Below are 14,273 nucleotides of genomic sequence, written 5' to 3'. Positions count from 1 at the left end.
TCACTCTTTCTCCATGTTCAGCGGGAAATGACAGGCATAGAGATGATTTTTCGCCCCCATCAAACGTGGCGTCACAATGCATTCTCGTTGTGCATAAGGGCAACGTGGCCCCAGACGACAACCAATCGGTAATTGTTCCAGCAGCGGGATTGCGCCCGGCAGGGTATTGAGGCGGCTTTTATGCGGCATCGCACTGCCAAAGTCCGGTATTGCACGGATTAGTGCCTGGGTGTAAGGATGATGCGGCATTGTCACCAGCTCCTTACTTGGCGCGGATTCCACTGTCTGGCCACAATAAAGCACGTTGATTTTATCCGCCCATTGGCTAAGCATTTGTAAGTCATGACTGATAAGCAAAATGGTGGTGTTGCTGTTTTGGTTGAGACGCGTCAACAGGCGGAAAATTTGCGCCTGCGTTGTTGGCTCCATCGAGTTGGTCGGTTCGTCGGCAATCAGTAGACGCGGTTGATTCGCCAGTGCGATGGCAATCATCACTTTCTGGCATTCACCTTCGGTCAACTCGTACGGGAAACTGCGCATCGCATCTTTATGATCTTTAATCCCCACGCGGTGTAGCAACTCAATGGCGCGACGTTTGCGCCAGCCAAAACGCTGCCACCAACGGCCTTTGTAGGTCCAGGCCGGGATGTTCTGCATCAACTGGCGACCCACACGTTCCGATGGATCAAGACACGATTGCGGTTCCTGGAAAATCATCGACACGTTGTGTCCAACCAGTTTGCGCCGTTCGCGTGCGGAGAGACGCAGCAAATCGATATCATCAAAACGCATTCGGTCAGCGGTAACACGCCAGTTATCTTTATTCACCCCACAAATCGCTTTCGCAATCAAACTTTTGCCGGAGCCGGATTCGCCAACAAGACCGCGAATTTCACCTTCGGTTAAGGTCATACTCACGCGGTCGACGGCTTTAACCCATTCATCACCGGTTTTAAATTCAATAGTCAGGTTACGAATATCCAATAATGGCATTATTCCACCCCCGCAATAATCGCACGACGAACGCCATCGCCAAGGAGGTTAACCAACAACACGCTAATCATAATTGCCGCACCTGGCAGCATTACGGTCCACGGGGCGACATAAATCAGTTCCAGCGCGTCACCAAGCATCGCGCCCCATTCAGGCGAGGGCAGTTGTGCGCCGAGGTCAAGAAAGCCCAGCGCGGCGATATCGAGAATTGCCATCGACAATGCGCGAGTGATCTCGGTGACCAGTCCGGCGGTGATGTTAGGCATCACCGCAAACCAGAGAATATTCAGCGTCGTTGCGCCATCCAGACGGGCGGCGATAACGTACTCTTTTTCCAGTTCGTCATGAACCATGCTGTAAATCGAACGTACCATACGCGGCAGCAGTGCCAACCAGACGGCAAACATGGCGTGCGATAAACTCGGTCCGGCAAATGCTACTACGATGATCGCCAACAGCAGGGACGGAATCGCCAGCAAAGTATCCAGAATATGGTTTAGCACCGCTGACCGCAGACCGTGCGTTGCACCGGCGAAGGTGCCAAGTACCAGACCACAAATCGTCGCGGCGAGCGTCACCACAAATGCGCCCCCCACGGTAGGTGCTGCGCCACTCAATAAACGGCTTAAAACGTCGCGTCCCAGGTCGTCGGTCCCAAGGAAGAACGAGACTTCGCCATAGCGTGACCATGACGGCGGCAACAATTGATAACCAAGAAATTGCTGGTCGATGCCGTAAGGCGCAAACCAGCTACCAAAAATACACAGCACCGCCAGCCCCGCGCAGCCGTACAGGCCGACCATCGCAGCGGCGTCTCCATAGAATTTGCGCCAGGCAGTACGCAGCGTGCCCGGCGGGCGCTTCTCGCTGTATACGCTATCGTAAGGCATACCATTCCTTATGTTTCAGAGGGTTAGCCATGGCACCCAAAATATCAGATATCACGTTAATAATAATGACCAATGAACCACACACCATCACTCCGGCGGAAATGGCTGCGTAATCCTGCTGGCGGATGGCGTTAATTAACCAGCGCCCTAAACCCGGCCAGCTAAAAACCATTTCGGTGATCATCGCCAGCGTCAGCATGGTGGAAAACTGCAAGCCCAGGCGAGGAATAACCGGAGGTAACGCGTTATGCAGCACGTGGCGACGCAAAATAGTAAAGCGCGACAAACCGCGAGTCGCCGCCGCTTTCACATAGTTTTGGTCATAGACTTCGATGGTGCTGATACGCATCAATCGGATCACTTCAGTTGTTGGCGCAACTGACAGGGTTATCACGGGCAATACCATATGGCGAAGTGCGCTCATGATCATTTCGTCCCGCCACGGTGAGTCCGAAAGCCAGGCATCAATTAACGCAAAGCCGGTAATCGGTTTCACTTCATAGAGCAGATCGAAACGCCCTGAAACGGGCAGCCAACCTAGCGTGAGTGAACAAAACAGCGTCAACAGAAGCGCCAGCCAGAACACCGGGATGGAAAAGCCCAGCAAGGCGATGGCGTTGATCAAGTTATCCTGCCATTTATGGCGTGTAATCCCGGCAATCATGCCCACCGGGATCCCGACAATCAGCGCAAAACCGAAGGCGAGGATGCACAACTCCATCGTTGCCGGAAAGACTTCTTTTAACTGTTCGGCAATAGGCTGGCCGTTAATGCTGGAAACACCAAAATCCCAGTGGATCAGTCCATTAAACCAGAACACCCAGGCATTCCACAGTGACGCGCCTTGTAACGGCGCGTGTGGCGTGAAATAGCTCAAACTGAAGCCAACAAAGGTCAGCAGGAATAAGGTGACGATTAATAACAAAATACGACGTAAGGTGAAGATAATCATGGTTTTTTCACCTCTTCTTGCTTCTCGCGATACACCCCCGCGAAGGAGGCGTTACCGAACGGGCTCAGTACCAGACCTTTAATATCGTAACGGTAGGCCTGCAAGCGCAGTGATGAGGCCAGCGGCAGAATGGGCAGTTCCTGCGCCAGAATGCTTTGCGCTTCATCATAAGCTTCAATACGCGCCGCCAGTTGCTGCGAGGAGAGGGCATTACGCAACACGCTGTCGAATTTCGGATCGCACCAGTGGGCAAGGTTGGTTTGCGAGTGAATAGCCGCGCAGCTCAGTAACGGACGGAAGAAACTGTCCGGGTCGTTACTGTCCGTCGCCCAACCAGATAACGTCAGATCATGGCTCATATCCATCAACCGCGCCTCCTGAAAACGACCTTCTACCGGCACAATCACCACTTTCACGCCAACCTGCGCCATATCCGCCTGAATCAGTTCGGCAGTTTTCAGCGGACTGGGGTTCCATGCCTGCGATCGTGTCGGTACCCACAGTTTCAGCGTTAAGTTTTCCAGCCCCAACGCTTTCAGTTGTTCGCGCGATTTCGCTGGGTTGTATTCAGTAATTTTAGCCTCGTTGTCATAAGCCCACGAGGCGCGCGGTAAAATAGAGGCCGCAGTTTCAGCCGTACCATAATAGATGGATTGCATCAGGCGCTGGTTATTGATAGCCAACGCCAGCGCATGGCGGACAGCCGGATTATTTAGCGGCGGTTTGGCGGTGTTAAACGCCAGATAGGCGACGTTCATCCCCGGGCGTAGCGTTAAACGCAAACGCGGGTCGTCGCGCAAAATGGATAACTGGCTGGCGGCAGGCCAGGCCAGAACGTCACATTCACCGGTCAGGAGTTTCGACAATCGTCCGGTGCCGCCGGAGCCTAAATCCACCACCACCTGCGGCATCAACGGTTTGCCACGCCAGAACTCATCGTGACGTTGTAAGCGAATATATTGCCCAGCGCGGTATTCCGACAATTGATACGGCCCGGTACCGACCGGCTGACGGTCGAGTTGTTCCTGGCGATCTTCTTTCTCTAATTTCTGGGCGTATTCGGCAGACATTACCGACGCATAGTGGGTCGCCAGGTGCCATAAGAAGGATGCATCCGGCTGGGCGAGACGGAACTCAACGGTGTGATTATCCAGCTTGCGGACACTTTTAACGTTATCGGCAAATTGCAGACTGTCGAAATAGGGGAAGTTACTGCCGTTGACGTTATGCCACGGATTATTGCGGTCAAAAATCCGTTGGAAGGTAAACACCACATCATCGGCATTCATTTTGCGAGTGGGAGTAAACCAGGCGGTTTTTTGAAACGGGACATCGCGACGCAGGTGGAAGCGATAGGTTGCGCCGTTGTCGAGCACTTCCCAGCTTTCGGCAAGTTCTGGCATCAGGCGATAGGTATACGGATCGACATCCAGCAGTCGATCATAAAACTGGGCGGCAAGGGTATCGACAATTAACCCACTGCTCGCTTTGGATGGGTTAAAGGTGTTGACTTGCCCGCTGACGCAATAGACAAAACCGCTGTCGCGGATATCGGCATGCGGGGGGGATTCAGGCGCGGCTATTGCCTGACCACTCACAAGTCCAGCAATCACCAAAAGAGACGATAATACCTGGCGCATAATATTAAGGGATTTTATGTAAAGAGGCTATCTTACTAATATTTAATGACATTTGCCATTACCGTTTGTGTTCAGGGGTCGTAATGAGGGCCGTGTGGTTGGTCGTTGAACAGGTAGCGTCGCCATCTGTTCAACATTCGTACCCGTGATTTCTCTATAACTATAACTCACAGAACAACTTAGCGAAGAGCAGAGCGGGACGATCGTGAGAAACCCATTAAAGCGGGCTGCGGTGCGTGTCATTTATAGCCGGATGCGCCGTGAACGATTTATCCGGGCAACGATACTGACCGAGCGTCTGCAATTAAATAATTATTCATTACCCCATTGATTCAAAAACTCTGCGATTTCATCAATGCGCGCGGGATTAATCCCCGCTTCAGCGGCCATGTCATGCTGGGCTTCTTCGCTGATCTCTTCATTGTTCATCAAACGGGTGAGTAGTAACTGGAAGTAATGGGCCAGCGGTGTGCGTTCTGCGTCTGCGACAGGTTCTGCGCATTCAGTTGCGTATTCATCGGCAATATCGAAATATTTTAATGGGATATCGTGGTTCATTGTTTGCCCCTGGAGTTAATGCGCTAAGCATAAGGGCGGATGATAGCACTCGTGATCCGGGTCATACATCTTTTTATAGTTAATGGCGCGGCGCATTACCCTCAGGCAGGATAATGCGCCGTGTATCCTGGATATTACGTTTCGCTCACCGGCGATCTGTCACCATCATACAACGGCACTTTGCGATAGCGGCGGATCAGATACCACAAATATGCGCCGCCTAACGAAGCCCATACCAGCCCTAACGTCAGCGAGGTGGCTTCGAGGTTAACCCACAGGACACCCACCGTCAGCGCGCCAACCAGCGGCATCAGTAAGTAGTGGAAGTGTTCCTTCCAGCTTTTATTCATTCCTTTGCGCCGCCAGAAGTGGTTGAACACCGACAGGTTAACGAAGGTAAACGCTACCAACGCGCCGAAGTTAATTAACGCTGTGGCGGTAACTAAATCGAAGAACAGCGCCGACATCGCGACAATCCCGACCATAATGACGTTCAGCGCCGGAGTCCGCCATTTCGGATGCACATAGCCAAACACGCGCTCCGGAAACACATTGTCACGCCCCATCACATACAGCAGACGCGACACGCTGGCATGTGAAGCCAGGCCAGACGCTAACGTGTTCACAAACGTGGTGCAGAGGAAAATCGACTGGAACAGCTTGCCGCCGACGTACAGCGCAATTTCCGGCAGCGCGGCATCCGGGTCTTTAAAGCGGCTGATATCGGGGAAGAACAGCTGCATAAAGAACGACGCCGCAATAAAGATAACGCCACCGTAGACCGCCGTCAGGAAGATGGCTTTCGGGATCACGCGTGCGGCGTCCGGCGTCTCTTCCGAAAGCGTGGTCACCGCATCGAAACCGAGGAACGAGAAACAGACAATCGTCGCCCCGGTAATAATCGGGATCAAGTGCGCGTTCTCGCTGATAAACGGCTGAAGTGACCAGACGGTGCCAACGCCTTCACCTTTATGCAGTCCCTGAACCACCAGGAAGATAAACACCACCATGATGGAGATTTGCACCAGCACAAACAGGGTATTGAAGTTAGCCACCAGGTTGACGCTCTTCAGGTTCGCGGCAGTTAAGATGGCGACGAACGTCACCACCCACACCCACGGTGGCACTTCCGGGAAGAGGGCGGAGAGATAGATCTTCGCCAACAAGACGTTGATCATCGGCAAAAAGAGATAATCCAGCAGCGATGACCAGCCGACCATAAAACCGACGTGCGGGTTAATCGACTTTTGCGCGTAGGTATAGGCCGAACCTGCCTCCGGGAACTGGCGAACCAGTTTGCCGTAGCTGATAGCGGTAAACAGCACGCCTGCCAGCGCCAGCAAATAAGATGCCGGAACGTGACCGTTGCTAATACCGGAAACGATGCCAAACGTATCGAACACGGTCATTGGCGTGAGATAGGCAAGCCCCATCATCACCACCTGCCACAACTTCAGCGACTTGCGCAGTTTAGTTTTGCCGGGTTGCGCAGCAATATTCAGTGGTGAATTAATAGCCATAATTGTTGCCTCCCCTGCGTAATAAGGTTTGCGGTCGTGTCGACCTGAAATCAAACCTGTTTAGCAAGGGAAGCAAAGGGGGCGGAGTCCAGTCAGTCGCAGGGAGGGCGCACACGCAGCCTCCCTCGCCATGCGGGAATTTAATCATCGGCATCATCTCATTTCCTCGTCACAGTCTTAATCGTTAACGGAAGCCCGTTGCCGCCTGCGCTCCATAACGCGACATCCGGGAAATGTCTGGATTACCAGCAAATGTCAGGCCTGGCTCCGCTCAGGCCGATGAAACAACCCCGCAAGGGGTACTATGCGTTTTTCAACATCCACTCAATTTCTGTTTCTGTGATGAGGCGCTCAAACTGCAACAACTCATCATTTTTACAGGCGTGATACACATGGCAAAAACGCTCGCCTAAATAGCGGCGCAAATGATCGTTCTCGATAAACTCCCACAGGGCATCGCTCTGGCGAATCGGGAAGGGTAAGCCTTCCTGCTCCAGCCCGTTGCCTTCTACTTCTTCCTGCAACGGCAGTTCGTTATCAAGGCCATGCAAAATACCGGCAAAAATCGCGGCCATCACCAGATATGGGTTGGCATCGGCACCTGCCACGCGATATTCCACGCGGTGGTTATGACGATCGCCGCACGGAATACGCAGGGCGACGGTGCGGTTGTTATGGCCCCACGACGCCTGCGTTGGCACATACATGCCTGGCTGGAAGCGGCGATAGGAATTCACGTTCGGCGCCAGCAGCGCCATTGATGACGGCATCAGGTCGATCATCCCGGCGAGCATCTTTTTCAGCAGCGGCGAATCTTCGCCTTCTGCGTCAGAAAGCACGTTCTCGCCACGATTATTTTGCATACTGATATGGATATGCATCCCGCTGCCCGCGTGCTCTTCATACGGCTTCGCCATAAAAGTGGCGTGCATCTTATGCTTTTCTGCCATCAGGCGCACCAGGCGTTTTAGCGCCAGCGCATCATCGCAGGCTTCCAGCACGTTATCGGTATGGTAAAGGTTGATTTCAAACTGGCCTGGCGAGGCTTCGGCGACCGCACCGTCGGCGGGAATTAACTGTAACTGCGCCAGTTCATCAATATCATTGAGCACATCGGCGAAGTGGTTGAGGTTATCAACCGAGTAAACCTGACTTTGTGTATTGCGGTCATCGGTGCCGGGCGCGCAGGGCGGTTGCAGATACCCTTCAGCGTCGCGCTGGCGATCCAGTAAATAGAACTCCAGCTCTACCGCTACAACCGGGAACAATCCGCGCTGGCGTAGCTGCTGCCACAGGCGGTTAAGTACGTTCCGCGGCTCAACGTCAAAGGGAGCGCCATCTTCATCGACCATGGTCAGGAGTATCTGACCGATAAACTCTGGATCGGCGGCAGAAGGGGTTAAGGTACCGAGTATTGGCACACAAGTACGATCTGGTTCACCCATTTCCTGACCCAGGCCCGCTTCTTCTACTACATTGCCCAGAATATCCATTGCAAACACCGAGGCCGGGAAATAACACCCTTTCTCCAGCTTCTTCAGACTTGAAACAGGAATGCGTTTCCCACGGAAACAACCATTCAAATCAGTAAGTAAAACATCAACATATTGTGTATTCGGGTAGCGCTCCAGGTAGCGTTTCACTTCCTGCGTAAAGGCGCTACCCCGCCTCTCTTCTGACTGCTGAACAAAGTTCTCTACTTCAACGATATTGGTTTCCATGATTCTTCGCCTTTGGTTTGTTTTCCGCTCGTTAGCAAAGCGTAAAATATAATGACCACCATTCGAATCTGTATGCAAACTAAATGTTTGTCAAATGTTAAATTGAGTTTGCAAAAATGAAAACCGACTGCTAGATTGAAAAAATATTGAACATAAAGGTCATTTAAACCGCAGTAATGGCGATAATTTAGTCCACTTTGTGAGATTGAGCATGGAAAATATAATGAACAATCCGGTTATCGGTGTCGTAATGTGCAGGAACAGGCTTAAGGGTCATACGACCCAGACTCTGCAAGAAAAGTACCTGAATGCCATCGTCCACGCGGGCGGTTTACCGATTGCGCTGCCACATGCGCTGGCGGAACCGTCATTACTTGAAGAACTGCTGCCGAAACTCGATGGCATTTATCTTCCAGGTAGTCCCAGCAATGTGCAGCCGCACCTATATGGTGAAAACGGCGATGAGCCTGACGCCGATCCCGGGCGTGATCTTCTGAGCATGGCGTTAATTAATGCCGCACTCGAAAGGCGCATCCCCATTTTCGCCATCTGCCGGGGGTTACAGGAACTGGTGGTAGCAACCGGTGGGTCGTTGCATCGCAAACTGTGCGAACAGCCTGAATTGCTGGAACATCGTGAAGATCCCGAACTGCCGGTGGAGCAGCAATATGCGCCGTCGCACGAAGTTCAGGTTGAAGAGGGGGGATTACTGTCTGCATTGTTACCTGAATGTAGCAACTTTTGGGTAAACTCTCTGCATGGACAAGGGGCGAAGGTCGTTAGCCCGCAGTTGCGTGTTGAAGCTCGCTCGCCGGATGGCCTGGTTGAGGCGGTGAGCGTCATCAATCACCCCTTCGCGCTGGGCGTGCAGTGGCACCCGGAATGGAACAGTAGCGAGTATGCGCTTTCGCGTATATTGTTTGAGGGCTTTATCACCGCTTGTCAGAACCATATCGCTGAAAAACAGCGACTCTGACCCCTACAGTTAAGGAAATGCAAATATGAGTGATGACGGACTGGCACCGGGTAAACGCTTGTCGGAAATCCGCCAGCAGCAGGGACTTTCACAACGTCGTGCCGCCGAACTCTCCGGGCTGACTCACAGCGCTATCAGTACGATAGAGCAGGATAAAGTCAGCCCAGCTATCAGTACGCTGCAAAAGCTGCTGAAGGTGTATGGTCTGTCACTCTCGGAATTCTTTTCCGAGCCGGAAAAACCTGATGAACCGCAGGTCGTCATTAATCAGGACGACTTAATAGAAATGGGCAGTCAGGGTGTGTCGATGAAGCTGGTGCATAACGGTAACCCGAATCGCACGCTGGCGATGATCTTTGAAACGTACCAGCCGGGCACAACCACTGGGGAAAGAATTAAGCATCAGGGTGAGGAAATAGGCACTGTACTGGAAGGTGAAATTGTTCTGACCATTAATGGTCAGGATTACCACCTCGTCGCGGGGCAAAGTTATGCCATTAATACCGGCATCCCGCACAGTTTCAGTAATACGTCGGCAGGCATTTGCCGAATTATCAGCGCCCATACGCCCACCACGTTTTAATCTTTTTGTTCTGTAAGCCGGGTAAGCGCAATGCGCCCGGCAATCTATACACAAAATCATTCAAGTTGCATCAAGGCGGCAAGTGAGTGACAAATTCGTCAGGAACGAATTTGACCAGCCACAGGCTGGCCTTCGGTGAGAGACATGGATGTCTCTCATTAATCCCGATGAGCTTACACAGCTAAGTGATTCGGGGGAGCGAACGCAGCCAAGGCAGAGGCGGCTTGAAGGATGAAGTGTATATAAAGAATGTCGCCGGAAATAAACGGGCTCATTGCCCGGGGATCTCTGCGCCCTGACGTTCACAAACTGCATATATCTGATAGACGTGAAACAGGAGTCATAATGAATTTTCATCATCTGGCTTACTGGCAGGATAAAGCGTTAAGCCTCGCCATTGAAACCCGCTTATTTATTAACGGTGAATATACCGCTGCGGCGGAAAATGAAACCTTTGAAACCGTTGATCCGGTCACCCAGGCACCGCTGGCGAAAATTGCCCGCGGCAAGAGCGCCGATATCGACCGTGCGGTGAGCGCAGCACGCGGCGTATTTGAACGCGGCGACTGGTCGCAGGCCGCCCCGGCAAAACGTAAAGCGGTGCTGAATAAACTCGCCGAGTTAATGGAAGCCAACGCCGAAGAGCTGGCACTGCTGGAAACTCTCGACACCGGCAAACCGATTCGTCACAGCCTGCGTGATGATATTCCCGGCGCGGCGCGCGCCATTCGCTGGTACGCCGAAGCGATCGACAAAGTGTATGGCGAAGTGGCGACCACCAGTAGCCATGAGCTGGCGATGATCGTGCGTGAACCGGTCGGCGTGATTGCTGCCATTGTACCGTGGAACTTTCCGCTGCTGCTGACTTGCTGGAAGCTTGGCCCAGCGCTGGCGGCAGGGAACAGCGTGATTCTAAAACCATCTGAAAAATCACCGCTCAGTGCGATTCGTCTCGCGGGGCTGGCGAAAGAGGCAGGTCTGCCGGATGGCGTGCTGAACGTGGTGACGGGGTTTGGTCATGAAGCGGGGCAGGCGCTGTCGCGTCATAACGATATCGACGCCATTGCCTTTACTGGTTCAACCCGCATCGGGAAACAGCTGCTGAAAGATGCTGGCGACAGCAACATGAAACGCGTCTGGCTGGAAGCGGGCGGCAAAAGCGCCAACATCGTTTTCGCCGACTGCCCGGATTTGCAAAAAGCGGCGAGCGCAACAGCCGCAGGTATCTTCTACAACCAGGGCCAGGTGTGCATCGCCGGAACGCGTTTGTTGCTGGAAGAGAGCATCGCCGATGAATTCTTAGCCCTGTTAAAACAGCAGGCGCAAAACTGGCAGCCGGGCCACCCGCTTGATCCCGCGACCACCATGGGCACCTTAATCGACAGCGCTCACGCCGACTCGGTGCATAGCTTTATTCGTGAAGGCGAAGGCAAAGGGCAACTGCTGCTGGATGGACGCAACGCCGAACTGGCAGCGGCCATCGGCCCGACCATCTTTGTGGATGTGGACCCGAATGCGTCCTTAAGTCGCGAAGAGATTTTCGGCCCGGTGCTGGTGGTCACGCGTTTCACATCAGAAGATCAGGCGCTACAGCTTGCTAATGACAGCCAGTACGGGCTCGGCGCGGCGGTATGGACGCGCGATCTCTCCCGTGCGCACCGCATGAGCCGCCGCCTGAAAGCTGGTTCCGTCTTCGTCAATAACTACAACGACGGCGATATGACCGTGCCGTTTGGCGGCTATAAGCAGAGCGGCAATGGTCGCGACAAATCCCTGCACGCGCTGGAAAAATTCACCGAACTTAAAACCATCTGGATAAGCCTGGAGGCCTGAAATGACCGAACATACCAGCAGTTACTACGCCGCCAGTGCGAATCAATACGCGCAATTCGACACGCTGAATGAGTCGATTTCCTGCGACGTTTGCGTGGTCGGTGGCGGCTATACCGGGCTGTCTTCCGCGCTGCATCTGGCAGAAGCGGGCTTTGACGTGGTGGTTCTCGAAGCCTCACGTATCGGCTTTGGCGCCAGCGGGCGCAACGGCGGGCAGCTTGTGAACTCCTACAGCCGCGACATCGACGTTATCGAAAAAAGCTACGGCATGGACACCGCCCGTATGCTCGGCAGCATGATGTTTGAGGGTGGTGAGATCATCCGCGAACGTATCAAACGTTATCAGATTGACTGCGACTACCGCCCCGGCGGCTTGTTTGTAGCGATGAATGATAAACAGCTCGCCACGCTCGAAGAGCAGAAAGAGAACTGGGAACGCTACGGTAATAAACAGCTGGAGATGCTGGACGCCAACGCCATTCGCCGCGAAGTGGCCAGCGATCGCTACACCGGCGCGCTGCTGGATCACAGTGGCGGGCATATCCACCCGTTGAACCTCGCCATTGGCGAAGCGGACGCCATCCGCCTGAACGGTGGGCGCGTGTATGAGCTCTCTGCGGTGACTCAGATCCAGCACACCACGCCAGCGGTGGTGCGCACTGCCAAAGGCCAGGTGACGGCGAAGTATGTGATTGTCGCCGGGAATGCGTACCTGGGCGATAAAGTGGAGCCGGAACTGGCGAAACGCAGCATGCCGTGCGGCACTCAGGTGATCACCACCGAGCGGCTTTCCGATGAGTTAGCCCGTTCGCTGATCCCGAAAAACTACTGCGTTGAAGACTGTAATTATCTGCTTGATTACTACCGTCTTACCGCCGACAACCGCCTGCTGTACGGCGGCGGCGTGGTCTACGGCGCGCGCGACCCGGATGACGTTGAGCGTCTTGTGGTGCCGAAACTGCTGAAAACCTTCCCGCAGCTGAAGGGCGTGAAAATTGATTACCGCTGGACGGGCAACTTCCTGCTGACCCTTTCACGGATGCCGCAGTTCGGTCGCCTTGATACCAACATTTATTACATGCAGGGCTACAGCGGCCACGGCGTGACCTGTACCCATCTCGCTGGGCGTTTGATTGCCGAACTGCTGCGCGGTGACGCCGAGCGTTTCGACGCCTTCGCCAATCTGCCGCATTACCCGTTCCCCGGCGGGCGTACGCTGCGCGTGCCGTTTACCGCGATGGGCGCGGCTTATTACAGCCTGCGCGATCGTCTGGGCGTTTAAATTCCGATTAACAGTGAAGAGTCAAAAGGTGTGAAACATGAGCAACAATGAATTCCATCAGCGTCGTCTTTCTGCCACTCCGCGCGGGGTTGGCGTGATGTGTAACTTCTTCGCCCAGTCGGCTGAAAATGCCACGCTGAAGGATGTTGAAGGCAACGAATATATCGATTTCGCCGCAGGCATCGCGGTGCTGAACACCGGACATCGCCATCCTGAACTGGTGGCGGCAGTGGAACAGCAACTGCAACAGTTTACCCACACGGCGTATCAGATCGTGCCATACGAAAGCTACGTCACCCTGGCGGAGAAAATCAACGCCCTGGCCCCGGTGAGCGGGCAGGCTAAAACCGCGTTCTTCACCACCGGTGCGGAAGCGGTTGAGAACGCGGTGAAAATCGCCCGCGCCCATACCGGACGCCCTGGCGTGATTGCGTTTAGCGGCGGCTTCCATGGTCGTACGTATATGACTATGGCATTAACTGGAAAGGTCGCGCCGTACAAAATCGGTTTCGGCCCGTTCCCCGGTTCGGTGTATCACGTACCTTATCCGTCAGATTTACAGGGCATTTCGACGCAAGATTCCCTTGACGCCATCGAACGCTTGTTTAAATCGGACATTGAAGCGAAGCAGGTGGCGGCGATTATTTTCGAACCGGTGCAGGGCGAGGGTGGTTTCAACGTGGCGCCAAAAGAGCTGGTTTCTGCCATTCGCCGCTTGTGCGACGAACACGGCATCGTGATGATTGCCGATGAAGTGCAAAGCGGTTTTGCGCGTACAGGTAAATTGTTTGCCATGGATCATTACGCCGATAAGCCGGATTTAATGACCATGGCGAAAAGCCTGGCGGGCGGTATGCCGCTTTCAGGCGTGGTCGGTAACGCGAATATTATGGACGCCCCCGCGCCGGGCGGGCTTGGCGGTACCTACGCCGGGAACCCGCTGGCGGTGGCTGCCGCGCACGCGGTGCTCAACATTATCGACAAAGAATCACTTTGCGAACGCGCGAATCAACTGGGCCAGCGCCTGACAAACACGCTTATTGAGGCCAAAGAAAACGTTCCGGCGATCGCGGCAGTACGTGGTCTGGGGTCGATGATTGCAGCAGAGTTTAACGATCCGCAAACGGGCGAACCGTCAGCGGAGATTGCGCAGAAAATCCAGCAACGTGCGCTGGCGCAGGGGCTGCTACTCCTGACCTGTGGCGCATACGGCAACGTGATTCGTTTCCTGTATCCGCTGACCATCCCGGATGCGCAATTCGATGCGGCAATGAAAATTTTGCAGGATGCGCTGAGAGATTAATACGCAGAAGCGAAGGCCAACG

At 53.9% G+C, this 14,273-nt stretch carries 13 protein-coding genes; 5 read left to right on the top strand and 8 right to left on the bottom strand.

Features of this window, described 5'->3' with window-relative positions:
• From sapD to puuA, 8 genes are all read right to left on the bottom strand, one after another.
• Positions 1-993, bottom strand: a complete 993-nt coding sequence (gene sapD, locus FEK42_RS04965) for a peptide ABC transporter ATP-binding protein SapD (RefSeq protein WP_130258932.1) — start codon at positions 991-993, stop codon at positions 1-3.
• Positions 993-1,883: a peptide ABC transporter permease SapC gene (gene sapC, locus FEK42_RS04960; RefSeq protein WP_130208813.1), complete on the bottom strand. Its 891-nt coding sequence runs from the start codon at positions 1,881-1,883 to the stop codon at positions 993-995. The genes sapD and sapC overlap by 1 nt, the downstream gene beginning before the upstream one ends.
• Positions 1,870-2,835, bottom strand: coding sequence for a putrescine export ABC transporter permease SapB (gene sapB, locus FEK42_RS04955; RefSeq protein WP_064527260.1), 966 nt, complete (start codon positions 2,833-2,835; stop codon positions 1,870-1,872). Before sapB ends, sapC begins: the two co-directional genes overlap by 14 nt.
• Positions 2,832-4,475 (bottom strand): ABC transporter substrate-binding protein SapA, encoded by a 1,644-nt coding sequence (sapA, locus tag FEK42_RS04950; protein WP_130208811.1) that lies wholly within the window; start codon positions 4,473-4,475, stop codon positions 2,832-2,834. The genes sapB and sapA overlap by 4 nt, the downstream gene beginning before the upstream one ends.
• A gap of 312 nt (positions 4,476-4,787) precedes the next feature.
• Positions 4,788-5,033 (bottom strand): YmjA family protein, encoded by a 246-nt coding sequence (locus FEK42_RS04945; protein ID WP_130208809.1) that lies wholly within the window; start codon positions 5,031-5,033, stop codon positions 4,788-4,790.
• A 134-nt stretch (positions 5,034-5,167) separates the two neighbouring features.
• Entirely contained in the window at positions 5,168-6,553 is a 1,386-nt protein-coding gene (puuP, locus tag FEK42_RS04940) for a putrescine/proton symporter PuuP (RefSeq protein WP_135492395.1), read from the bottom strand.
• Complete coding sequence (locus FEK42_RS04935) at positions 6,543-6,707, bottom strand: hypothetical protein (RefSeq protein WP_135492424.1); 165 nt, start codon at positions 6,705-6,707, stop codon at positions 6,543-6,545. The genes puuP and FEK42_RS04935 overlap by 11 nt, the downstream gene beginning before the upstream one ends.
• Positions 6,708-6,855: 148 nt before the next feature.
• Positions 6,856-8,274 carry a glutamate-putrescine ligase gene (gene puuA / locus FEK42_RS04930; RefSeq protein ID WP_130216076.1) on the bottom strand — a complete coding sequence of 473 codons (1,419 nt, stop codon included), beginning with the start codon at positions 8,272-8,274 and terminating at the stop codon, positions 6,856-6,858.
• A 211-nt stretch (positions 8,275-8,485) separates the two neighbouring features.
• Here puuA and puuD point away from each other — a divergent pair, with 211 nt between their 5' ends.
• From puuD to puuE, 5 genes are all read left to right on the top strand, one after another.
• On the top strand, positions 8,486-9,250 hold the full coding sequence (puuD, locus tag FEK42_RS04925; protein ID WP_130260919.1) for a gamma-glutamyl-gamma-aminobutyrate hydrolase: 765 nt from the start codon (positions 8,486-8,488) through the stop codon (positions 9,248-9,250).
• A gap of 25 nt (positions 9,251-9,275) precedes the next feature.
• Positions 9,276-9,833, top strand: coding sequence for an HTH-type transcriptional regulator PuuR (gene puuR / locus FEK42_RS04920; protein ID WP_015964977.1), 558 nt, complete (start codon positions 9,276-9,278; stop codon positions 9,831-9,833).
• A gap of 345 nt (positions 9,834-10,178) precedes the next feature.
• Positions 10,179-11,666, top strand: a complete 1,488-nt coding sequence (puuC, locus tag FEK42_RS04915) for an aldehyde dehydrogenase PuuC (protein WP_135492397.1) — start codon at positions 10,179-10,181, stop codon at positions 11,664-11,666.
• 1 nt (position 11,667) lies between these two features.
• Positions 11,668-12,948 (top strand): gamma-glutamylputrescine oxidase, encoded by a 1,281-nt coding sequence (gene puuB / locus FEK42_RS04910; RefSeq protein ID WP_135492399.1) that lies wholly within the window; start codon positions 11,668-11,670, stop codon positions 12,946-12,948.
• Positions 12,949-12,985: 37 nt separating this feature from the next.
• Entirely contained in the window at positions 12,986-14,251 is a 1,266-nt protein-coding gene (gene puuE / locus FEK42_RS04905) for a 4-aminobutyrate transaminase (RefSeq protein WP_131161811.1), read from the top strand.
• Positions 14,252-14,273: the final 22 nt, after the last annotated feature.

The organism is Escherichia sp. E2748 (assembly GCF_005781125.1).
In the GTDB taxonomy this organism is placed as follows: domain Bacteria; phylum Pseudomonadota; class Gammaproteobacteria; order Enterobacterales; family Enterobacteriaceae; genus Escherichia.
This window is presented reverse-complemented; position numbering and strand designations above follow the sequence as displayed.

Excerpts from the sequence above, each read along its gene's own strand:
- sapD (WP_130258932.1), bottom strand. The coding sequence starts at position 993 with ATGCCATTATTGGATATTCGTAACCTGACTATTGAATTTAAAACCGGT.
- sapC (WP_130208813.1), bottom strand. The coding sequence starts at position 1,883 with ATGCCTTACGATAGCGTATACAGCGAGAAGCGCCCGCCGGGCACGCTG.
- sapB (WP_064527260.1), bottom strand. The coding sequence starts at position 2,835 with ATGATTATCTTCACCTTACGTCGTATTTTGTTATTAATCGTCACCTTA.
- sapA (WP_130208811.1), bottom strand. The coding sequence starts at position 4,475 with ATGCGCCAGGTATTATCGTCTCTTTTGGTGATTGCTGGACTTGTGAGT.
- FEK42_RS04945 (WP_130208809.1), bottom strand. The coding sequence starts at position 5,033 with ATGAACCACGATATCCCATTAAAATATTTCGATATTGCCGATGAATAC.
- puuP (WP_135492395.1), bottom strand. The coding sequence starts at position 6,553 with ATGGCTATTAATTCACCACTGAATATTGCTGCGCAACCCGGCAAAACT.
- FEK42_RS04935 (WP_135492424.1), bottom strand. The coding sequence starts at position 6,707 with ATGCCGATGATTAAATTCCCGCATGGCGAGGGAGGCTGCGTGTGCGCC.
- puuA (WP_130216076.1), bottom strand. The coding sequence starts at position 8,274 with ATGGAAACCAATATCGTTGAAGTAGAGAACTTTGTTCAGCAGTCAGAA.
- puuD (WP_130260919.1), top strand. The coding sequence starts at position 8,486 with ATGGAAAATATAATGAACAATCCGGTTATCGGTGTCGTAATGTGCAGG.
- puuR (WP_015964977.1), top strand. The coding sequence starts at position 9,276 with ATGAGTGATGACGGACTGGCACCGGGTAAACGCTTGTCGGAAATCCGC.
- puuC (WP_135492397.1), top strand. The coding sequence starts at position 10,179 with ATGAATTTTCATCATCTGGCTTACTGGCAGGATAAAGCGTTAAGCCTC.
- puuB (WP_135492399.1), top strand. The coding sequence starts at position 11,668 with ATGACCGAACATACCAGCAGTTACTACGCCGCCAGTGCGAATCAATAC.
- puuE (WP_131161811.1), top strand. The coding sequence starts at position 12,986 with ATGAGCAACAATGAATTCCATCAGCGTCGTCTTTCTGCCACTCCGCGC.